The sequence below is a fragment of the Pseudoruminococcus sp. genome, assembly GCF_047012705.1.
Taxonomy (GTDB): Bacteria; Bacillota; Clostridia; order Oscillospirales; family Acutalibacteraceae; genus Pseudoruminococcus.
On the sequence record NZ_JBKXNW010000003.1, the window covers coordinates 144,878 to 167,742 of the forward strand.

General features: G+C 37.8%; 19 protein-coding genes. 9 read left to right on the forward strand and 10 right to left on the reverse strand.

What is annotated here, in order from left to right; genetic code table 11:
- The first annotated feature begins 50 nt into the window (after window positions 1-50).
- From ACLU24_RS04190 to ACLU24_RS04220, 7 genes are all read left to right on the forward strand, one after another.
- Window positions 51-296 carry an IreB family regulatory phosphoprotein gene (locus tag ACLU24_RS04190; RefSeq protein ID WP_412610520.1) on the forward strand — a complete coding sequence of 82 codons (246 nt, stop codon included), beginning with the start codon at window positions 51-53 and terminating at the stop codon, window positions 294-296.
- Between the two features lie 197 nt (window positions 297-493).
- A complete protein-coding gene (locus ACLU24_RS04195) occupies window positions 494-799 on the forward strand; it encodes a hypothetical protein (RefSeq protein ID WP_412610521.1) in 306 nt (101 codons plus the stop codon).
- Between the two features lie 123 nt (window positions 800-922).
- The gene (gene lon / locus ACLU24_RS04200; RefSeq protein ID WP_412610522.1) at window positions 923-3,328 is read left to right on the forward strand and encodes an endopeptidase La; all 2,406 of its coding nucleotides are present in this window, start codon (window positions 923-925) and stop codon (window positions 3,326-3,328) included.
- Window positions 3,329-3,340: 12 nt separating this feature from the next.
- Window positions 3,341-3,931 carry a ribosome biogenesis GTP-binding protein YihA/YsxC gene (gene yihA, locus ACLU24_RS04205; RefSeq protein ID WP_412610524.1) on the forward strand — a complete coding sequence of 197 codons (591 nt, stop codon included), beginning with the start codon at window positions 3,341-3,343 and terminating at the stop codon, window positions 3,929-3,931.
- A gap of 20 nt (window positions 3,932-3,951) precedes the next feature.
- The gene (locus ACLU24_RS04210) at window positions 3,952-4,482 is read left to right on the forward strand and encodes an NUDIX hydrolase (RefSeq protein ID WP_412610525.1); all 531 of its coding nucleotides are present in this window, start codon (window positions 3,952-3,954) and stop codon (window positions 4,480-4,482) included.
- Between the two features lies 1 nt (window position 4,483).
- On the forward strand, window positions 4,484-4,867 hold the full coding sequence (locus tag ACLU24_RS04215) for a DUF3783 domain-containing protein (protein WP_412610527.1): 384 nt from the start codon (window positions 4,484-4,486) through the stop codon (window positions 4,865-4,867).
- Window positions 4,868-5,058: 191 nt separating this feature from the next.
- Complete coding sequence (locus ACLU24_RS04220) at window positions 5,059-6,369, forward strand: CCA tRNA nucleotidyltransferase (protein ID WP_412610528.1); 1,311 nt, start codon at window positions 5,059-5,061, stop codon at window positions 6,367-6,369.
- A 56-nt stretch (window positions 6,370-6,425) separates the two neighbouring features.
- Here the strand turns inward: ACLU24_RS04220 and ACLU24_RS04225 are convergent, their stop codons facing one another.
- From ACLU24_RS04225 to ACLU24_RS04255, 7 genes are all read right to left on the reverse strand, one after another.
- On the reverse strand, window positions 6,426-7,757 hold the full coding sequence (locus ACLU24_RS04225) for a cation:proton antiporter (protein ID WP_412610529.1): 1,332 nt from the start codon (window positions 7,755-7,757) through the stop codon (window positions 6,426-6,428).
- Window positions 7,758-7,909: 152 nt separating this feature from the next.
- Window positions 7,910-8,998: a CAP domain-containing protein gene (locus tag ACLU24_RS04230; RefSeq protein WP_412610530.1), complete on the reverse strand. Its 1,089-nt coding sequence runs from the start codon at window positions 8,996-8,998 to the stop codon at window positions 7,910-7,912.
- 17 nt (window positions 8,999-9,015) lie between these two features.
- Complete coding sequence (gene scfB, locus ACLU24_RS04235; protein ID WP_412610532.1) at window positions 9,016-10,374, reverse strand: thioether cross-link-forming SCIFF peptide maturase; 1,359 nt, start codon at window positions 10,372-10,374, stop codon at window positions 9,016-9,018.
- A 108-nt stretch (window positions 10,375-10,482) separates the two neighbouring features.
- Window positions 10,483-10,638 carry a six-cysteine ranthipeptide SCIFF gene (gene scfA, locus ACLU24_RS04240; protein WP_022263620.1) on the reverse strand — a complete coding sequence of 52 codons (156 nt, stop codon included), beginning with the start codon at window positions 10,636-10,638 and terminating at the stop codon, window positions 10,483-10,485.
- A gap of 143 nt (window positions 10,639-10,781) precedes the next feature.
- The gene (gene secF / locus ACLU24_RS04245) at window positions 10,782-11,786 is read right to left on the reverse strand and encodes a protein translocase subunit SecF (protein WP_412610534.1); all 1,005 of its coding nucleotides are present in this window, start codon (window positions 11,784-11,786) and stop codon (window positions 10,782-10,784) included.
- A gap of 2 nt (window positions 11,787-11,788) precedes the next feature.
- On the reverse strand, window positions 11,789-13,231 hold the full coding sequence (locus ACLU24_RS04250; RefSeq protein ID WP_412610536.1) for a preprotein translocase subunit SecD: 1,443 nt from the start codon (window positions 13,229-13,231) through the stop codon (window positions 11,789-11,791).
- Window positions 13,232-13,426: 195 nt separating this feature from the next.
- Window positions 13,427-14,707 carry an aspartate aminotransferase type Ic gene (locus ACLU24_RS04255; protein ID WP_412610538.1) on the reverse strand — a complete coding sequence of 427 codons (1,281 nt, stop codon included), beginning with the start codon at window positions 14,705-14,707 and terminating at the stop codon, window positions 13,427-13,429.
- A gap of 215 nt (window positions 14,708-14,922) precedes the next feature.
- On the opposite strand from ACLU24_RS04255, the gene ACLU24_RS04260 reads away from it, so the two are divergent.
- Both ACLU24_RS04260 and pulA read left to right on the forward strand, forming a co-directional pair.
- Entirely contained in the window at window positions 14,923-15,288 is a 366-nt protein-coding gene (locus ACLU24_RS04260; protein WP_412610539.1) for a hypothetical protein, read from the forward strand.
- Window positions 15,289-15,607: 319 nt separating this feature from the next.
- On the forward strand, window positions 15,608-18,385 hold the full coding sequence (pulA, locus tag ACLU24_RS04265) for a type I pullulanase (protein ID WP_412610541.1): 2,778 nt from the start codon (window positions 15,608-15,610) through the stop codon (window positions 18,383-18,385).
- Window positions 18,386-18,648: 263 nt separating this feature from the next.
- On the opposite strand, the gene ACLU24_RS04270 is transcribed toward pulA, so the two are convergent.
- The 3 genes from ACLU24_RS04270 to ACLU24_RS04280 all read right to left on the reverse strand — a co-directional run bounded on the left by ACLU24_RS04270 (window position 18,649) and on the right by ACLU24_RS04280 (window position 22,790).
- Window positions 18,649-19,311 (reverse strand): redox-sensing transcriptional repressor Rex, encoded by a 663-nt coding sequence (locus ACLU24_RS04270; protein WP_412610543.1) that lies wholly within the window; start codon window positions 19,309-19,311, stop codon window positions 18,649-18,651.
- Window positions 19,312-19,602: 291 nt separating this feature from the next.
- Entirely contained in the window at window positions 19,603-20,814 is a 1,212-nt protein-coding gene (locus ACLU24_RS04275) for an NADP-dependent isocitrate dehydrogenase (protein ID WP_412610684.1), read from the reverse strand.
- A gap of 44 nt (window positions 20,815-20,858) precedes the next feature.
- Window positions 20,859-22,790: an aconitate hydratase gene (locus tag ACLU24_RS04280; protein ID WP_412610545.1), complete on the reverse strand. Its 1,932-nt coding sequence runs from the start codon at window positions 22,788-22,790 to the stop codon at window positions 20,859-20,861.
- Window positions 22,791-22,865: the final 75 nt, after the last annotated feature.

The window sequence follows — 22,865 nt, forward strand, 5'->3', positions numbered from 1 at the left end:
TGAAATCCTATAATGTATATGCTAAAATAAGCAGTATGGAGGTGGTACTCGTGCAGGACAAAACTATGGTCTTTTCTATTAACGGCAATAAAGATGAGAGCATAAGAGTTATTCTTACGACGGTTTATAAGGCTCTTGAAGAAAAGGGCTATAATCCTCTGAATCAGATTGTCGGATATATTTTGTCTGAGGATCCCACTTATATAACTACTCACAATAACGCGAGAAATCTTATAAGAAAAATTGATCGTGATGATTTGCTTGAAGCTTTGCTAAAGAATTATTTAAATCTTTAAGACATCATTGCTAAAAGGAGTGCCTGATGGTTTTAAATAAAATCTGAATGCATATCTTACCAAAAGAAAGAGTATTATGGTAAGACCTTAATTTGTGAATCTACTGCGTTTTTGTGCCTTGTGCAATTTCTCTTGCACAAGGCACAGTAGTTTCTTTAACCGTTTATAAATCATACTTACTGCGATTGGAGGATTATATGTCTAATACTAAAACTGCATTTCCGCTTTATTACAGAGGAAAACCGCTTGTAAGAAATAACGACACGATTTTTTTCGGAGATATGAAAGACCCTTATGTTATTAAGCTGCAAATCAAGTCTAAGGAAAATTCTAATAATCTTGATTGTGCCAATAAGGTTACAATTCAGCTTTTAAGCACAGATACAGAAATCAGTGCAAGAAAGCAGATTATCAAGACAGGTGAGAAAGAAAATCTTGCAGTTGCACTTGATTTAGCTGTTGCATGGCTCGAAAGAGAACTTGCAAAATCTTCTAAAAAGTAAAATTCAGTCTAAGAATAGTATATTAGACTTAACAAAAGGGGAAAATCTATTCTGTGGATTTTCCCCTTTATGCTAATTATTTTTAAAAATACGATATAGATATAAAATTTATTGGAGGACAATATGGATACAGAGATTATTACATTACCTGCTATTCCGACGAGGGGTTTAGTTGTATATCCGCTTTCAACTACTCAATATGATGTAAGCTCTAAGAAAGCAGTAATAGCTTTAACTGAGTCTATAAAAAAAGACCAGAGAGTATTTATGCCGGCTACTATAAATGTCCTTGAGGATGATGAACTTGAAAGCAATCTTACAAATATTGGTACGGTTGCAGAAATAAAGCAGGCAATAAGAATTTCAGATTCGGAAATCAGAATAATTGTTGAAGGCTTATTCAGAGCAAATACTGTTAGGTATACTGAAACGGAATCCTTTATGGAAGTTGAGGTTCAGAAGGCTGAGCTTACTAATACAGATGATAATATAACAATATCAGCCTTGAAACAGGCAGTAAAAATAGCATTTGTAAAAAATGTTCAGATTTTACCGCAGTATCTCAGGCTTTCTAATGATACAGTTACAATGATTCGTTCTTGTGAGGACGCAGGCATTTTATGCGACCTTATAGCCGAACACGCTATTGTAAATCTTAATTACAAAATGGATATTCTTAATGAGCTTGATATAGAAAAGCGTCTTAATATACTGCTTGAATATCTTAATGAAGAATTTATAATACTCAATACAGAACACGATATAGGCGAGAAAGTAAAAGCGTCTATGGACGAAAATCAGCGTGAATATTATCTTAAAGAGCGTTTGAAGGCTATAAATGATGAACTTGGCGAAAATATGTTCGAGGATTCTGATTTGGCAGAGGAACTTGACAAATATACCGAGGAGGTTGATAAGCTTCAACTTTCTGAAGAAAACGAGCAAAAGCTTAAAAAGGAAATTGAAAAGCTTTCTAAACTTCCGTCAATTTCTCAGGAGGCAGGAATTATTCGCTCATATCTTGACGCCTGCCTTTCTTTGCCTTGGAATACGTCTACTGTTGACGAAACAGACATTGCAAAAATCAGAAGTAAACTTGACAGCGACCACTATGGAATGAAGGAAGTTAAGGAAAGAATTATTGAGGCAATAGCTGTAAAACAACTTTGCAAAGAGAAAAATAATCAAATGATTCTTTGTCTTGCAGGACCTCCTGGAGTTGGTAAAACTTCAATAGCAAAATCTATTGCCGAGGCATTGGGCAAAAGCTATGCAAGAGTTGCGCTTGGTGGCGTACACGATGAAAGCGAAATTCGTGGACACAGAAGAACCTATCTTGGTGCTATGCAGGGTAGAATTATGCACGCTATGACTCAGGCTAAAACTAATAATCCACTTATACTTCTTGATGAGATAGACAAGCTTGGAAATGATTTCAGAGGTGACCCGACTTCCGCCTTGCTTGAAGTTCTTGACAGCGAGCAGAATTTCTCGTTCTACGACCATTATATAGATATGCCGTTTGATTTGAGTCAAGTGCTTTTTGTAACTACTGCAAATAATCTTTCTGCAATTCCTGCACCGCTTCGTGACAGAATGGATATAATAGAACTTTCAAGCTATACAAGCGAAGAAAAGCTGAATATTGCTAAAAAGCACCTTATCAAGAAACAGCTTAAAAAGAATGGTTTAACTTCTAAGAATTTTAAGATTACTGATAGTGCTTTGGTTGATTTAATCGAGAATTATACAAGAGAAGCCGGTGTAAGAACTCTCGAAAGATATATAGCAAAGCTTATGAGAAAAGCTGCTGTAAAAATTGTTTCCGGTGAAGAAAAGAGTGTAAGAGTTTCCGTTAAGAATATTGAAGATTTTCTCGGTGCAAGAAAATTCACTAAGGACGAAATGAATGATAAGGACGAAGTAGGTTTGGCTACCGGTCTTGCATGGACTTCTGTTGGTGGAGTAACATTACCTGTTGAGGTTGCTGTTACAAGCGGAAGTGGAAAACTTATTCTTACAGGCTCTCTTGGTGATGTTATGAAAGAATCTGCTCAAGCAGCATTTACTTGTGTAAGAACTCGTGCAGAGGCTCTTGGAATTGAAAAAGATTTCTATAAGATTTACGATTTTCATATTCATGTCCCTGAGGGAGCAACACCAAAGGACGGTCCGTCAGCGGGTATAACCATTGCCACTGCAATTACATCTGCGTTGACGGGCAGAGCAGTTCGCCGAGATATTGCAATGACGGGAGAAATTACACTTAGAGGCAGAGTTTTGCCGATAGGTGGATTAAAAGAAAAATCCCTTGCAGCATATAGGCTTGGAATCAGAACCGTTATTATTCCAAAGGATAATGTGCCAAATCTTGAAGAGATTGATGAAACCGTCAAGAATGAAGTTAAGTTCGTACCTGTAAGCACTATTGACGAGGTTTTGGATACAGCTCTTTGCTCTAAAAAGCAGACAGGAAAAAAACACGCAAAAAAAGAGCCTAAAACAGAAGTGATTGAAACTCGTATATAAAGGAGCATAACTATGAATTTTCAGATAGCAAGTTTTGAAGCGGCATATGGAAAATCTTCGCAGATTCCGCCGTCGGATTTACCGGAAATAGTATTTTCAGGGCGTTCAAATGTCGGAAAATCATCGCTTATAAATAAAATTCTCAACAGAAAATCTCTTGCAAGAGTTAGCGCCACTCCGGGTAAAACTGCAACAATAAATTTCTTTAACCTCAAAACTGCAAGACTTGCAGATTTGCCCGGTTATGGCTATGCCAAGGTATCGGACAGCGAAAAAAGACGATGGGCAGAGCTTGTAGAGGGTTATTTTGCAATGGATAGAGATATTCGTATGGTTATACAGATTTGCGATTTGCGTCACCCTGCCACAAAAGACGATATGAATATGATAGATTTTCTTTCACACAATGGCTTTAATTTTATTGTTGCTATGACTAAGCTTGATAAGTTGAAAAAATCCCAGCGTGCCACAAGAATTGAGGAAATGCGTCAGCAGATGTCTGTATTTGGTGATGTAAGATTATTCCCTTGTTCATCAGAAAATGGAGAGGGTGTGGAAGAAATCCGCAAGGCGATTGAAGCTGCCGCAGAGGGAGAAGTTTAAGAAATTAAATGAGGTAAGCTATGGAAATTTGGGATTTATATGATATAAACAGGATTCCAACAGGCGAAACTATGATTCGTGGCGAAAAAATAAAAGAAAATCGCTATCATTTGGCAGTTCATGTCTGTATTTTTAATAAACGGGGTGAAATGCTGATTCAGCATAGACAGCCTTTTAAATCCGGTTGGTCAGATTTGTGGGATATTACTGTCGGAGGTTCTGCGGTCAGCGGAGATACAAGTCAGACTGCCGCTGAACGAGAGGCTTTAGAAGAAATAGGATATAAGCTTGATTTGAGCAATGTTCGCCCATCATTTACAATAAACTTTCAAAATGGCTTTAATGACATTTATTTAGTTGAAAGAGAAGTTGAGATAGATGCTTTGAAACTTCAATACGAAGAAGTCAAAGAGGTTAAATGGGCAACGGCTGATGAAATCAAGTATATGATTGAGAGCGGAGAATTTATTCCATATGATAAAAGCTTTATAGATATGCTGTTCTTTTTGAGAAATCACAACGGATTGCATACGAGAGAGGATAGAGTATAATATGATACAAACTGTACTGCTATTTAATGTTCCTAAGCAGAAAGCTGCTAAAATAACTCGTGCGGCACTTCCGCTAAAACTGCGTGTAAAGACTGTTCCTAAATCTGATTTTGCCAAAACTCTTGGTGAATTTGCAGGAATTTCAGAAGCAACAGAGCTTGCATATGATGGTGACGGGATTTCCGAGGAAATGATGGTATTATGCGGATTTTCAGACAATCTTATAGACAAGCTATTCTTTGCAATGAGAAAAACAGGTGCAGGACTTGTTAAGCTTACTGCGATTCTTACCGAAACTAACAAGGATTGGAATGTAAATACTCTTTTTGATGAGCTTAAAAAAGAGCGTGAACAAATGGCTGAATTAAAAGCTAAGAAAGAATAATTTTGAAAAGCTATCAGTTTCAAAGTAGTTTTAGTCAATATTTGGCTTTCAGAGAATTCACTACGAGGCTTAGGAGAGATATAAAGTATTTCACTGTTAAGGATATTGCCCTTTGACCTACAAATCTTTGAAAAGGTTTGAGTGAAACTTTTTTAAGTTGATTTTGCTTTAATTTATTAGGTGGCGATTTTATGATGAATATACCGAAATATGTTTCTGATGTTTTAAACCGACTTGAGGAAAATGGCTTTTCTGCATATGTCGTTGGAGGCTGTGTCAGAGATTATCTGCTTGGACGACCAATAAATGATTTTGATGTTGCAACCTCAGCTTTGCCAGAAAAAATGCTTGAAATTTTCAAGGACTATAAAACAGTGGATAATGGCATAAAGCATGGAACAGTTGCAGTTGTATCCGAGAACAAGCTTGTCGAGGTTACAACATTCAGAAGTGATGGTATTTATACTGATTCACGCCGACCTGATTCTGTTTCTTTTGTGCGAAGTATAGAAGAAGATTTGGCAAGGCGTGATTTTACGATTAACGCTATGGCTTATTGTGAATCTGAGGGAATAATAGACCTTTATGGCGGACAGGAAGATTTAAAAAATAAGTTAATCCGCTGTGTCGGAAATCCGCATAAGAGATTTTCTGAGGACGCTTTAAGAATTATGCGTGGAATGAGGTTTGCCTCGACTTTAGGATTTAGAATAGAGGAAGAAACTCTTTCAGCTATGATTGAAACAAAACATTTACTTCAAAAAATTGCAAAGGAAAGAATTACAAGCGAATTTAGAGGTATGCTTTTAGGTGAAAGTATTTATGATGTGCTTATGTCATGCAGAGAGGTTATATATGAATTGATTCCTGAATTGCGTGTTGAGGATAATTATATTATGAAAAAATATCCTGATATGACGCTTTGGGAGCATACTGTAAGAGCGGTTTCGATGTCAAAAAATCTATATGAGAGATTATGTATGCTTTTACACGATGTTGCAAAACCATATTGCAAAGTAATAGTTGACGGCAAGGAAAAATATCCTAATCACGCTGAAAAGGGTGCAGAGATAGCAAAGGAAATTCTTTCACGATTCAAATTTGAAAAAATAGTTAATACAGCAGTTTTGAAGCTTATAAAAAATCATAGTATAAGATTTCCGAAAACTCTTGCTGATATGAGAAGATTTGTGCGTGATTTTGGCTATGATTTTACAAAGGATTGGCTTGATATAAAATATGCTGTTGTCTTTTCAAAACCTCATAAAGAAAGTACAGCACAACTATATTATAATGCTATCAGATTCTTTGATGAAATATATGAAAAAAATCTTTGTTGCATTATATCCGAGTTGGATATTTCGGGCGATGACCTGAAAGAAATTGGTATAGTCGGAAAGAATATTGGTGTTATACTTGATAAGCTGCTTGAAGACGTTATTTCTGAAAATTGCGAAAATAAAAAAGAAATGCTTTTAAAACAAGCATTTCTATATAAATGATAACAGTAAAAAGGACGCTCAAATTCGAGCGTCCTTTTTGAATTTATAATACGATTTTATTTTTTCTTACTTCTGATTTTTTTATCTGAAAGAGGGAGTTCAGGAATTTCTGCTTTAACTGTTTCATTGACATAGCTATCTTGAATTCTTTCTGTAACGGAATTGATGGTATTTTCCGCAGGCATAGTCTCATCAATATGCTTTGTCTTTTTGCTTGAGTAAACAATTTTTAAGAGAATAGGAGTTATGATAGTAGTTGCGATAACCATAATAACTATTGGTCCAAGTATTACAGAACCAAGTAATCCCATAGACGCACCTTTATTCGCAACTATAAGAGCAACTTCACCACGAGAAATCATACCTATACCGATTCTTTTGCACTGATAATTTTTATATCCGCAGAGCTTTGCACCAAGTCCGCAGCCGATAATCTTTGTTATAATAGCAACAATCGTTATTACGACAGCGAAAACTACAATCTGTATGCTCATTGATGGAAGAACAACATTCAAGCCAATGCTTGCAAAGAAGATAGGTGAGAGTAAGAGATAAGAAAGAACATCGAATTTTTTTGCAAGATATTCCGAACTTTGAGTAAGAGAGATGATAAGTCCAGCAAAGAATGCACCGGTAATATCTGCAACTCCGAATACAGCCTCTGCAACATAAGACATAGCAAGACAGAAAACAAAGCAAATGATTGTGTGTCTGTGTTTGAGGTGTTTAGAGCGGTTAGCCCACCAAATATATAACTTATAGAACGCATAGCCTGCAACTACAACCATTGCGAAGAAGCCGAGAATTTTGAGCAAGACAAGCCATACATTAACGCTTGAGTCAGCAAGGCTTGTAATAATTGTAAGTGCGATGATACCAAGAATATCATCTATAATTGCAGCACCGAGGATAGCATTACCTGATTCGGATTTTAGTCTGCCGAGTTCTTTAAGTGTTTCAACTGTAATACTTACAGAAGTTGCTGTGAGTATTACACCGATGAAAACATTTTGTAAGAATATATTGCAAGTAGCGTCAGAATCTATTATACCGGGTTTGTTAAAGAAATATGCAACTCCAAATCCGCCTATCAGAGGAACAATAACACCAAGTAAGGCTATAATAAATGAAGCCTTTCCGCATTTTTTAAGTTCCTTGACATCAGTTTCAAGACCTGCACAGAACATTAAAACGATAACACCGATTTCTGATGTTGTGGTGATAAAATTGGATTTTTGCACGATATTAAGTATTGCAGGGCCTAATATTAAACCTGCAAGCAAAGCGCCGACAACTTGTGGCATTTTAAATTTTTGCGAGATTAAACCGAATAGCTTTGTTGTAAATAAAATCAAAGCTAAATCTAAAAGATAACGATACTCCTCCATAATAAAACTCCTCTTAATAATTTAAAAATGAACAGCAAATGACTGTCCGTTTTAGATGAACATCATTGTTCATAAATCAGACGGACAGTCAATCAAAGACCATTTTTAAAAATTATAACACATTATTCGGCGAATTTCAACATAAATATTAATTAACCACCAAAAAGCTGTGTCCAATATACCCAACCATCACTTGCTATATAACAGCCTACACCTGTATGAGTAAATTCAGGATTTAGGATATTTGCACGGTGACCGGAAGAATTCATCCAGGCTTCAACAACTTCTTTCGGAGTGTTTTGACCTGCGGCAATATTTTCACCTACGATTGAATAATCAAGGTTAAGAACAAAAGTGTAACCGGGGTCTCCATTAGGACGCTTATGGCTGAAATTTGTTTCAAGCTCTGCTGAGCGTGTATAGGCATTATTCATAAGGGTATGGTTGATTTTTAAAGGAGTTACGCCATTTTTTTTGCGTTCTTCATTAATAAGTTTTACAACTTCTTCAGCAAAATCAGAATTTGGAGAATTTTTGATTTCCAATTTTTCAATATATTTATAGTCCTTTGCCGAACATCTTAAGCAAATTCTTTGCTGAAATCCCTTGCTTGTTACAGTAGCTTCAGAAATAGTTTCCCACTCGCCCCATTGATGTCCGAGGGCTTTTTTATAATTATCAGCATAAGAATTTCCGCAATCACAGCTATGCAGGGTATATCCTTTTGATGTACAATTTGGGGATATAATACGCTCAACATAACTATGCTGATGAGTAGAAGTTCTTTGTGCGATTTGTTGAGTAGTTTCTTCTTTTTCAGAGTTTTGAGTTTTAGAATCTGCTTTTGATGAGGCTACATAGTTTGCTGAACTTGAAACAGATTGCTTATTCGAAGAATTACCAATTTTTTTTGATGACTCTATGTTTGATGAAGAGCTTATGGGGCTTGAAACTGAATTATTTATTGAGCTTTCAAGAATGGAACCATCATTAGGATTAAATACATTTTCAGATGCAGAAGAATTTTGCTTAGAGTCTACAGTGTAGGAATCGCCAGATGTAGGTGTATAGTTACGATTAGTAGAGAGAGAGTAGGTTTCGTAGCTTATCATAGGAGTATGTTCATTATCTATCAGATGAAAAGAATTTATTATTGAACTTGAAATAATAATTGTAGATAATAAAAATGCAAGTATTATAAGTATTATTGCAATGATTTTTTTTAGCTTACGATGTTCCATAAGCTTTGCCTCCTAAATTATTCAGCGAGAGCAGCTTTAATAGCAATCGCACACTCAAGACGCTTTTTTTCTAATTCACAAGATGTTTCGTGAGATTTGCGAATATCACCTTCATATTTGAAGTTATTTGCATTACAACCACCGCTACAGTAGAATTTAGCCCAACAGTTCTTACATTTATCCTTTGAGTATACATTAGCAAGGGCGAATCTCGCCTTCATATCCTCATCAAAAGTACCATCATTGAGATTACCCATCTTATAATCGTCTTCGCCGACAAATTGATGACATGGATAAATATCGCCTTCAGGAGTTACAGCAACATATTCATTTCCGCAGCCACAGCCACGAAGGCGCTTAACTGCACAAGGACCTTGGTCTAAGTCAATCATAAAGTGGAAGAAATTATAAAATTCTCCTTTCTTTCTGCTTTCGACAATAGTTTTTGCAAGTCTTTCGTACTCATCGAATACAGCTGGTAAATCTTCTGTTTTAATAGAATAGGAAAGAAGAGGGTCGGATACAACAGGCTCGATAGAGAGCTGTTCAAAGCCGAGGTCTTTCATATGAAGAACATCGTTTGTGAAATCAAGATTATATCTTGTAAATGTACCACGAATGTAGTAGTCTTTATCACCACGATTCTGAACGAGTTTTTGATATTTAGGGACAATAATATCGTAGCAACCCTTGCCATTAGGAGTTATACGAAGTCTGTCGTTTACTTCCGTTCTTCCATCAAGAGAAAGAACGACATTATTCATCTCTTTGTTAATATATTCAATTTTATCATCTGTGAGAAGCAATCCATTTGTTGTTATAGTGAAGCGGAAATTCTTGTTGTGCTGTTTTTCTATACTTCTTGCATATTCTATAACACCCTTGACAACGTCAAAGTTCATAAGTGGTTCGCCACCGAAGAAATCAAGCTCAAGATTTCTTCTTGAACCGGATTTTTCTATAAGGAAGTCGATAGCTTTTTTGCCAACTTCAAGCGGCATAAGACAGCGACCTTTGCCGAAATCACCTTTTGCAGCAAAACAATATTCACAGCGGAGGTTACAATCGTGCGCAACATTAAGGCACATAGATTTAACAGGAGCACCTTTCATAAGATTAGCGAACTTCTCATAGTCATCGTCAGAAAAAAGTTGTCCAATTTTATAAAGCTCGTAAAGGTCGTTATAAGTTTCGGTAAGGTCTTCCTTAGAGTATTCTCCACTCATAGCCTCAATTACTGAATCGGGAATATTTTCGGTCATATTTTCGTCGAGGTAGTCGAGCATCTTATAGGAAATATCATCAAGGATATGTACGGCACCACTGTGTACATCAAGGCAGATGTTGTTTCCTAAGAGATTATATTTATGTATCATATTTTAGTCACGCTTTCTATTATCAAATGATTTAAATTGGCATAAATAAAGAGCGAACTAAGTCCGCTCTTTTTAAGATTTGGTTTTGCGTATTAGAATTAGCAATAATTAGCGATTAGCGGACTCGCACTTCTGGTTAGCAACTGTGCAAGAAGTTTTGCAAGCACTCTGGCAAGAAGCTTGACATTCGCCGCAACCGCCCTTAACTGCTGATTCTTTAAGATTTGCGCTATTAAGTGTCTTTATGTGCTTAGTTTCTTTCATAAGAAATTACCTCCGTATAATGTAATGTAATAATTTTAACATATTATTTCAAAAATTTCAACTGTTATTTTGACAATATATAAAGGTCTGCATAAAAGATAAACAAAAAATCGGGAAGTTTTTAAACCTCCCGATTTAGTAAATTATTTTTTCTTTTTGCTTTCTTTAGTTTTTTGGTTAGCTTTAGTTTTCTTTTCAGCATCTTTTCTCTTTTTATAGTTTGTCCACATAACCCAAAGAGGAGCGGAGATAAAGATTGAAGAATAGCAACCGAAGATAACTCCAACCATCATAGGAAGTGCAAAGCTTACGACAGTCTGAATATCATAGATAAGTGCAACAACAAGGACTGATCCGATTGCGAGGAGAGTTGTGAATGCAGTGCAGATTGTTCTTGCAAGTGTCTGGTTAAGACTTTGATTTACAAGCTCTGCGGTTGAAGCCTTAGGACCTATATACTTACGATTTTCTCTGATTCTATCGAAGATAACGATTGTATCATTAAGAGAATAACCTATGATAGTCAGTATAACGGCTATAAAGTTATCATCAAGCGGCATTCTGAAAATAACGAAAGTAAAGTATGCCATAATTATATCGTGTATAAGCGCGATAACGGCTGTGCAACCAGCGGAAAGACCACCGATTTTTCTGAATCTGAAACCAACATAGAGAATCATCAGGAGAGCGGCAATACCGACGGCTGCCATACACTTCCAGAAGAATGTTGCACCCTTTGAAGGGTCAACTGATGTGATTTCGGTTCTTGTGAAATTGTTATCAGGAAAAGCCTCTTTAAGTGCGTCTGTAACACCTTTTTCAGTTTCAGGGTCAATAGTTTTTGCCTCTGTAAGTTCGATGGAAAGTGTGTTCGCATTTTCTTCAGTTGCTGCGGCAGACATATTCTTACTATACTGGAATGAAACATCTTCTTTAGTAGCAGCCTGAACTACTTTAGAAATTTCATTTTCTGAGAGGTTATCACCAGAGTAGCTATATTTCATAATAGCACCGCCGGTGAACTGAATATCCAGTTCTGTGTGGAAAACGAAAATATTAAGAATAAGGCAGATAAGCATAAGGCTGAGTGTTAGTATAAAGAACTTCTTGGAATTTCCAACGAAGTCAAAATGAAATTTTTGTCTCATAGTCACTTACCTCCATAAAGTTTCTTGTTTCGCAGGAACTTGAAGCGTGAGAGTGACATAAGCATCAATCTTGAAGCAAAAACGCCCATTACGAAGTTTGCGATAACACCGACAAGCAGTGTGTAGCCGAATGCGTAGATAGCGCCTGTTGTAGAAGCGCCGAAAATACCTGAAAGGATATTTGCAGGACCAAATACAAGCATAAGGATAAGAGCAACTATGATGTTTGTGATATTGCCATCAAAGATAGCTGAGAAGCTATTTTTTGTACCATATCTGATACAGCCGTCAAGTGTCTTTCCTTGATAAAGCTCGTCTTTAATTCTTTCTGAGGTAATAACATTGGCGTCAATACCCATACCAACTGAAAGAATGATACCACTTATACCGGCAAGCGTCATAGTAAAGCTTGAAGCGAATGGGAAGTAACCCGATACAGCTGCAAGTGACAATGCAACTTGACCAATAAGTGCAATAGAAGCAACGAAACCAGGAAGTCTGTAATATACTATCATAAAGATAATAATAAGTGCGAGAGCGATAGCTCCTGCAAGAGCCATTGCATAGAGTGCATAGTCACCAAGAGTTGGGTTTATTGAGCCGTAGCTGTCAACTTCAAGCTCGAATGGCAAAGCACCTGCGTTAATCTTATTTGCGAGAGCTGTTGCTTCAGAAGCGGAGAAGCCAGCAGAGCCGTCAGATTTGTCTCCACCAGTAATCATACAACTATTGCTGTCGATAACACTGTTAACAGTAGGAGCAGAAATCATAGTGTCGTCCATCCAGATGGACATAACATTTTGGCCTGAAGATTTAGCAGAAAGCTCTGTTGTAGCTTCTTTGAAAAGCTTTCTTCCTTCATCGGTGAGTTCAAGAGAAACTATGTACTGTGCCTTACCACCGTTCTCAAGCTGTACATAATCGGCACTTGCACTTTTAATAGCACTACCATCGAGGTATATGTGAGAAGCTGTTGTTCCTGACGGTGTCTTATATACTAATTCGCCGTTAGAATCATATTCCCTTGAGGTATAGCTATTGCCTTCTCTGAAAGTAAGCTTTGCTGTTGCGGCAAGCTCTTCAATAGCTGTGCTTGGGTCGAAGTTTTCTTCGTCCTCTTTCCATGGATAACGGACGATGATAAGACCGTTATCGTTGTCCTGATAAAGCTCATAGTCAGTAATGTTATTAGTGACAAGTCTAAGCTCTATAACAGACTTTGCTGCGGACATCTGTTCTGCTGTTGCCTTGACATCTCCGGCAGGCTTGAAGGTCGCTTCAACGCCGCCCTTAATGTCGATTCCCCATCTTATGTCGCTGACACCCTTGATGTAGGTAATCTTAAAATCGCCGTTTTCGCCATATATGCCGAAGATTGACGTATACGCCAATGCGAAGATAAGAATAGCGACGATGAAAAACACTGGTTTTCCAACTTTTTTCATACGGTATCCTCCAATAAATTCATTTGTCTGTTTTAGTAGCTTTAAGGAATTTTTTAAAATAAAAAACCTTGTCACTCACGAAAACAGAGGTAACAAGGTTAATTATATATTTTATGGTCGAAAAAGTCAATGTGATTAAGACAAATTCATATCAAATAAAGCTAAAAGCTTTCATAATAGGGAGGAATTTATATATTATTTATCCAAAAGCTTTTCTGCAGCTGCAATCTTTGTGCATAGGCAGAAAATATCAAGAGCCTTAGCAAGTTCGTCAAGAGGAGGGAAGCTTGGTGCAATTCTGATATTAGAATCGTTAGGGTCGATGCCATAAGGATATGTAGCACCTGCACCAGTGAGGTTGATTCCGGCTTCTTTGCAAAGAGCAACGACTTTCTTTGCGCAACCATTTAGAACATTTACGCTTACGAAATAACCACCATTAGGCTTATGCCAGCTTGCGATATTCTTGTCACCAAGTTCTTCTGTAAGCTTGTTTATAACAAGCTCAAACTTTGGAGCAAGAATAGCCTTATGCTTTTGCATATGTGCAACAACGCCTTCATAATTATTAAAGAACCTGATATGACGGAGCATATTAAGCTTATCATAACCGATTGTCTGGAATTTATATCTGCTCTTGAGAACATCGAGGTTATTCTTTGACGCTGCGAGAGCTGCAACACCGGAACCTGGGAAAGTAATCTTAGAAGTAGAGCAGAACATAATTGGCAGATCTTCATTACCGTTTTTAAGGCATTCGTCATAAAGATTAAGGAGAGTATCAGGGGTATCAGTAAGGTCGTGTATGCAGTATGCGTTATCCCACATAATTCTGAAATCCTTAGCGGCAGGCTTTAACGATGCAAAACGCTTAACAGTTTCGTCAGAATATGTTATACCGTCTGGGTTTGAATACTTAGGTACACACCAGATTCCCTTAACAGTAGGGTCCTCAACATACTTTTCTACCATATCCATATCAGGACCGTTTTCAGTCATAGGAATAGTAATCATTTCGATATTTTTAAAGAAGCCTGTAACACCGAAATGTCTGTCATATCCCGGAGCAGGACAGAGAAATTTAATTTTTCCCTGAAGAAGCCAAGGATCTTCTCCGCCAATACCATTTTCAGAGAAGCAAGCGATTGTATCGAACATCATATTAAGGCTTGAGTTACCGCCGATGAATACATTTTCAGGATTAACACCGAGCATTTGTGCGAAAAGCTCTTTTGCCTCATCAATACCATCAAGAATACCGTAGTTACGGCAATCTGCACCTGATACAGAAAGGCAATCACTACCGCTTTTAAGTATATCAAGCATAGGAAGTGAAAGTTCAAGTTGAGCGGTACTTGGAACACCTCTCGCCATATTGAGTTTTAGGCCCTGAGCCTTATAATCCTCATATTCTGCTTTAAGATTTTTAAGCTCTGATTCAAGAGCATTTTTGTCCATAGACTGATAGTCTGACATTATTAATCCCCCTAAAATAGAATAAATTATTTTATGAACTGCAAAATACAGTCGATTTCCGCTTAATATTTTAATATAATATATGTAAAAATGCAAGTCTTATTTTATAATCTTGCAAAATTTATTATTTTATTCAAAAATAATCAGATATTAATGAGTTTTGCTTGCCTTTTTGACGGATAAAAATTCCATTTAATAAAAAACGGAGGTTTATTATGAAACGAATGGCTTTCATACTTGCAATTATTCTCGTGACTATACTGTGTAGCTGTACGGTATCGCCACCGGATTCTGCCGCAGAAGAAATTGTACTCTATTCGTGGAAATTAAAAAATGAAAGTGACGATAACAACAAAGAAAGTAACGGTACGCTTAACTTTGAAAATGGAAATATTATTTTTAATATAAGTAAACCTGATAAAAGCAAATTGAAATTGAATGAACATTATGAAATAGATAATGAAAAAATCATAATAGTTTCTGAAAATTACGGAAAGCTTATATTTAAATATAAGCTTTATGGAAATGAACTTGAGCTTTCATATAATAATTCTGCTTTGAGATTTATAAAAGCAGATTAAACAAGGCAACAAACAGCTTTCAAGACACATAATTGTTCTACAAGCGTTTGTAGGGAATGGGTTAAGCTGCCAAGCGGGCGGACGAAATTAGTTATTACATGAGATATTTGTGTAATCTGGAAAATAGTTACTTTAAATTGTTTTAAGCACCAAATATTAACAAAAAAGTTTGTGCAAATTAGACAGATTGCTTGTTAATAATTTGTATGAAAAAAATTTATAAATTCTTTTAAATTTTTTATAAATGTGGTATAATCAACTTAATTTGAAACCACTTTTAAGCGAGGTTTCAGATAATAAAAAAAGGAGAATTTGAAAAATGGCAACAAGAACAATGAAAAAATTCTTAGCGCTACTTCTGTCACTTATGATGATTGCAGCAGTATTTGTTGTACCATCTGTTTCAGCGGCAGATGACCTCGAAATCACTGTTCATTATCAAAGAAGCGATTCTAACTATGATAAGTGGAATCTTTGGATTTGGGCAGAAGGCAAAGACGGAGGTCAACAGGACTTCACATCAAGCGATAGCTTTGGTGCAGTATCCAAGTTCAACATGGACGCAACCGGTGTTGACAAGATAGGCTTCATTATCCGTAAGGGCGAATGGGAAGCTAAGGATACAGACGGTGACCGTTTCATCGAAACAGCTAATGCTGAAAACGGAAAGGTAGATATCTATGTTCTTCAAGGACAAGTTGAGTTTGGCTATACAGAAGCTGAGCTTACGGCTCCAAGAATCAAGAAGGCAAAGATGGTTTCTACAAATCAGATTGATTTCACACTTTCTCAGGAAGCAAATCTCAAGGCAAGCGATGTAACTGTTAAGGATTCCGAAGGAAACACTTATGCAGTAGCTTCTGTCACAACAGACGGCAAAAACGGTAGCTTGACAACTTCTGATGAGCTTTCTTACGGCAAGAGCTATAAGCTCTACATCGACGGCTTTATTGAGCTTGATGTTTCTACTGCTAATGTTTATGACACAGATGAGTTCGAGCAGAAGTATACTTACGATGGCAACGACCTCGGTGCTAACTACACAGCAGAGAAAACAACATTCAAGACATGGTCGCCACTCGCAGAGAAGGTTACACTTAACCTCTACTCAACAGGCGATGGCGATACACTTATTAAATCTGTTGATATGACACTTGGCGATAAGGGTGTTTGGACAGCAGAAGAAGCAGGCGACCTCAATGGTAAGTACTACACCTACACATTTAAGATTAACGGCAGCGAAAATGAGGCTGTTGACCTTTATGCAAGAGCAGGTGGCGTAAACGGCGACAGAGGTATGATTATCGATCTCAAGTCTACAAACCCTGATGGCTGGGATAACGATGTTCGTCCGGAGTTTGGCGGAAACGCAACAGATGCTATCGTTTATGAGCAGCATATAAGAGATTTCTCTATTGATAAGAGTTCAGGCGTTTCTGACGCTCATAAGGGTAAATATCTTGCATTTACAGAAACAGGTACAAAGAATTCAAATGGCGATTCTACTTGCCTTGATTACCTCAAGAATCTCGGAATCACACATATTCAGATTATGCCTGCATTCGACTTTGCAAGCGTTGACGAAACAAAGCTTGATACAGCTCAGTACAACTGGGGTTATGACCCTAAGAACTACAACTTCCCAGAGGGTTCTTATTCAACAGACCCTTACAACGGTGAAGTAAGAATTAACGAGTTTAAGCAAATGGTTCAGTCACTCCATAAGAGTGGTATCAGAGTTATTATGGACGTTGTTTACAACCACACAGCAGCTACATATGACTCTAACTTCAATAAGTCATTCCCTAACTACTATTATAGAACAAACGAAGACGGTAGCTTCTCAAATGGTTCAGGTTGCGGTAACGAAACAGCTACTGAGCGTTCAATGGTTAGAAAGTACATCGTAGAATCTGTTGTTTACTGGGCAACAGAATATCACATTGATGGTTTCCGTTTTGACCTTATGGGACTTCATGATCAGGAAACAATTAATGAAATCAGAGCAGCCCTCAATAAAGTTGACCCAACAATCATCACATACGGTGAAGGTTGGACAGGCGGTTCATCTACTCTTCCATCTTCACAAGCAGCTTTGAAGGCTCAGATTTCTAAGATGCCCGGCTTTGGTGCATTTAGCGATGACATCAGAGACGGTCTTAAGGGTAATGTATTTGATGAAGAAGACACAGGTTTTGTAAGTGGTAAGAGCGGTATGGAAAGCACAGTTAAGTCTGGTGTTCTCGGTGCAACTGATTCATGGGCAGGCGCTCCTACACAGACAATTAACTATGTTTCTTGCCACGATAACAACACACTTTGGGATAGATTTACAAATTCTTGCCCAGATGCAACAGACGAAGAAAAGGCAGCTATGACTAAGCTTGCAAGCTCAGTTATCTTTACATCACAGGGTGTACCATTCTTCCTCGGTGGCGAAGAAATGTGCAGAACAAAGCCTCTTGCTAATGGCAAGCTCGATAGCAACAGCTATAAGTCACCTGATTCTACAAACAGTGTTAAGTGGGATACACTCTCAAGTAACCTTGTTTCAGGTGTAAGCAACTACTATAAGGGTCTTATCGAATTCAGAAAGGCTCACCCATCACTCAGACTTACAACAACAGAAGATGTCAACAACAGCATCAAATTCTCCGAAGATGTTGGCGATAATGTTGTTGCTTATGAAGTAAGCGGCAAGCCAAACGGCGAAAAGGCTGATTCTATCTTTGTAGCATACAATGCTAATAAGGAAGATGTTCAGGTTAAGCTTCCAAAGAGCGACAAGTGGCAGGTTTGCGTTAATGGCGAGAAGGCTGGTACAGATGTTATCGAAACAATCAACGGTGACACAGTAACAGTTAAGGCTCAGTCAACAATGGTACTTGTTCTTGGCGATACAAAGGGTAATCCTGATAATTCTAATCCGGAAGATACAAGCAAGGTTACACCTACACCATCTGATAATGATAATTCAAATGGTGTAAACACAGGCGACACAAGCACACCAATCGTTTGGTTTGCAATCGCAGGTGTAGCACTTCTTGCAATCGCAGGCGTAGTATTCCTCACAGCAAAGAAGAAGGCTAACAGATAATTGAGTTTAACAATTCAATAAATCTATAAAACAAAAAGCTATGAAGCGGAAATCCGTTTCATAGCTTTTTTGTGTTTAAGTTATTGAGAAATCAATGGTAGTTTTTAATTCATAATAACTTTGAAAAAACTTAAGTGAAATTTTAAATTTAAGAAAACTCAAAACACGAATAACAAGTGTTAACTTAACGAAAAAGTAGAACACGTTTTGATAGCGGAGGAGTTACACTTTGAGCAAAACTTTAAATTTTTATAAGTTTATGCTTAGTTGATTGTTTTTTCATCATTTTTGTTTCGGCTATCGGTTATCATATAGCAAAGAACCATAAGACTATCATTGAGATGAACATTCTGTACAATAATATCATCAAAATCAAGCGTAAGGTCATAGTGGCTGAAATTCCAATAATTTTTTACGCCATATGAATGAAGTTTAGCCGCAAGCGATGGTGCTGCAGCCTTCGGAACGCAGAATATTGCAACATCAGGGTGATTTTCTGAACAAAACTTCTCAAGAGATTCTGTATCCATAATGCTGATGTCACGAATTTTCTGTCCGATTTTATTTTTATCACTATCAAAAATGCCTGTGAGCTTGAAGCCACGCTTTTCAAAAGACATATGCGTTGCAACAGCTTTTCCGAGATTTCCGGCGCCAATCATTATGGCACTGTATTGATTATCAATGCCAAGAATGTGGCCTATTTCATCGTGTAAAGCCTCAACAGAGTAGCCGTATCCTTGTTGACCAAAACCGCCGAAACAGTTTAAATCCTGACGGATTTGCGATGCGGTTAAGTGCATTCTGTTTGAAAGCTCTCTTGAAGAAATTCTTGTTATATTTTTATCAAGCAATTCACCAAGAAAACGGTAATATCTTGGCAAACGATTGATTACCTGAACTGATATATTTTCGTGCTTAGACAAGTTTTATTCACCGACTTCCAAAAAATAAGGTATAGAAGAATTTTTCACACCTTATCTTGTTAAAAAATCACAGAATATTTGTAGGGGTGGACGAAGTTCGCCCTTAAGCCCCCACGAGGGACTCTGGTCCTCAAACCCTGCGAGCAGTTTACACAATCAAAGCTGGTGCAAAAAAGTTTGAGCAAAACTTTTGAGTGTTTTTATGATATTTTTTCAACAAAATAAGGTGCGGGATAAATTCCCACACCTTATTATAGCACATTTTTTACTGATTGAAAGAGATTTTTTACATTAAGCCATTTTTTTATCTAATCTTTTTGCAATTTCTGTAAGGAATGTTTCTGTGTCAACCTTAGTGATATTATCAAGGCTTGAAAGAGCAGCGAGGTCGCCTGTCATAACGCCGTCCTCGATTGTTTCAATAGAAGCCTTTTCAAGCTTATCAGCAAAGTCGATAAGCTCAGGAAGATTATCGAGTTCTCCACGCTTTCTCAAAGCGCCAGTCCAAGCAAAGAGAGTTGCCATAGAGTTTGTAGAAGTTTTTTCGCCCTTGAGATGTTTATAGTAATGACGCTGAACAGTTCCGTGTGCAGCTTCATACTCATAAACGCCATCAGGAGAAACAAGAACAGAAGTCATCATTGCAAGTGAACCGAAAGCAGTAGCAACCATATCGGACATAACATCGCCATCATAGTTCTTGCAAGCCCAGATATATCCACCCTCTGAACGAACAACTCTTGCAACAGCGTCATCAATCAAAGTATAGAAATATTCGATACCAGCCTCGTTGAATTTATCCTTATATTCAGTCTCAAAGATTTCGTTGAAAATATCCTTGAAGCGGTGGTCGTACTTCTTAGAAATAGTATCCTTAGTAGCGAACCAAATATCTTTCTTTTGGTCGAGGGCAAAGTTGAAGCAAGCTCTTGCAAAACTGCTGATACTCTTATCAAGATTGTGAAGACCTTGGATAATACCAGGAGTCTTGAAATCGTGGATAAGTGAACGAGTTTCAACACCGTTTGCGTCTGTTACAACAAGCTCAGCCTTGCAGTCAGCAGGAACAACCATTTCAGTATTCTTATAAACATCGCCATAAGCGTGACGAGCAATAGTAATAGGCTTTTTCCAGCTTGGAATAAATGGTGTAATACCCTTAACGAGGATAGGAGTTCTGAAAACCGTACCATCAAGAATTGCACGAATAGTACCATTAGGTGACTTCCACATTTCTGTGAGGTTGTATTCTTTAACTCTTTCAGCGTTAGGAGTAATAGTAGCACACTTTACAGCAACGCCATATTTTTTAGTAGCTTCTGCGGAATCAAAAGTAACTTGATCCTTAGTAGCCTCTCTATGCTCAAGTCCGAGGTCATAATATTCAGTCTTGAGGTCGATATAAGGGAGGAGAAGAATATCCTTAATCATCTTCCAGATGATACGGGTCATTTCATCGCCGTCCATCTCGACTAAAGGTGTTTTCATCTGAATCTTTGCCATCATTATCATTCCTTTCTTATATTAAAGGGGGTATGCTTGGAATATCAAGAATTTTCCTTAGTGTAGTTAAGAAGTCCGCCGGCAAGAATAATATCTCTTGTACGGTCGGAAAGCTCGCAAAGTACAGGGATTTCCTTACCTGTTGTCTTATTGATAACAGTAAGTTCACTGCCGTTCATAATAAGCTTCTTAACATCAGGAATAGCAAACTCGTCGCCCTCGCTGATAGAATCATAATCAGCTTCATTTACGAATGTAAGTGGAAGAATACCTGCATTGATGAGGTTAGAACGGTGAATTCTTGCGAAGGACTTAACCAAAACAGCCTTAACTCCAAGATAGAGAGGAGCAAGAGCAGCGTGTTCTCTTGAAGAACCTTGTCCATAGTTTACGCCACCAACAATGATACTTCCGCCGAGTTCCAAAGCTCTCTTAGGGAATTCCTTATCGCATACTGTGAAGCAGTATTGTGAGATAGCAGGAATATTTGAACGGAGAGGAAGAATTTTAGCACCGGCAGGCATAATGTGGTCTGTTGTGATGTTGTCGCCAACCTTGAGTGAACAAGGAACATCAATAGAATCTTCGAGCGGAGAAGTCTGTGGGAAAGGCTTGATGTTAGGCCCACGAAGAATTTCGACAGTATCCATAGTTTCTTCCGGCTCCGGAGCAACAACCATATTGTCGTTGATTTCAAACTTTTCAGGAAGCTTGATGTCTATAGCATCACCAAGAGTTCTTGGGTCTGTGAATACACCTGCAATAGCAGAAACAGCAGCAGTTTCTGGGCTGACAAGATAAATTTGACCATCAGCAGTACCGGAACGACCCTCAAAGTTTCTGTTGAATGTACGGAGAGAAATACCCTTAGAGTTAGGGGATTGTCCCATACCGATGCAAGGACCGCAAGCACACTCAAGGATTCTTGCACCAGCCTCAATAAGGTCAGCCAAAGCACCATTTCTTGCGAGCATATTATAAACCTGCTTAGAGCCAGGAGCGATACCAAAGCTTACATCAGGGTGAACAGTTTTACCCTTCATTATATGAGCAACTCTCATAAGGTCGAGGTAAGATGAGTTCGTGCATGAACCAATAAGAACCTGGTCAATCTTTTGTGGACCGATTTCCTCAATAGTCTTAACATTGTCAGGGCTATGTGGACATGCAGCCATAGGAACAAGTGTTGAAAGATCAATATTGATAACCTCATCATAGAAAGCATCAGCATCAGGCTGGAGCTCAATCCAATCTTCTTCACGGCCCTGAGCTTTCATAAATTCTCTTGTGATTTCATCAGAAGGGAAGATAGAAGTAGTAGCACCAAGCTCAGCACCCATATTTGTGATAGTAGCTCTTTCAGGAACTGTAAGAGTTTTAACACCCTCACCGCCGTATTCGATAATCTTACCTACGCCGCCCTTAACAGACATAATCTTAAGAACTTCAAGAATAATATCTTTAGCAGCAACCCATGGCTGAAGTTTACCTGTGAGGTTAATTCTAACCATTTTAGGCATAGAGATGTAGTAAGCACCACCGCCCATAGCAACAGCAACATCAAGACCACCCGCACCCATAGCAAGCATACCGATACCGCCGCCTGTTGGAGTATGGCTGTCAGAACCTATAAGAGTCTTACCGGGCTTGCCGAAACGCTCGAGATGAACCTGATGACAGATACCGTTACCAGGACGAGAATAGTAGATACCGTGTTTCTTTGCAACAGACTGAATGAAGCGGTGGTCATCAGCATTTTCAAAGCCGGTCTGGAGAGTATTATGGTCGATATAAGCAACGCTCTTTTCTGTCTTAACTCTCGGAATACCAATAGCCTCAAATTCAAGATAAGCCATTGTACCTGTTGCGTCCTGAGTAAGAGTCTGGTCGATTTTAAGACCAATTTCAGAGCCGACAGTCATTTCGCCACTAAGAATGTGTTTTTTAATAATTTTTTGTGCGAGTGTATAACCCATGGTTAATCCCCCTTATAAAGATTTAGTGTAAAAACTCAAAATGAATTTTCTACACATATAAAATTCACTTAATAT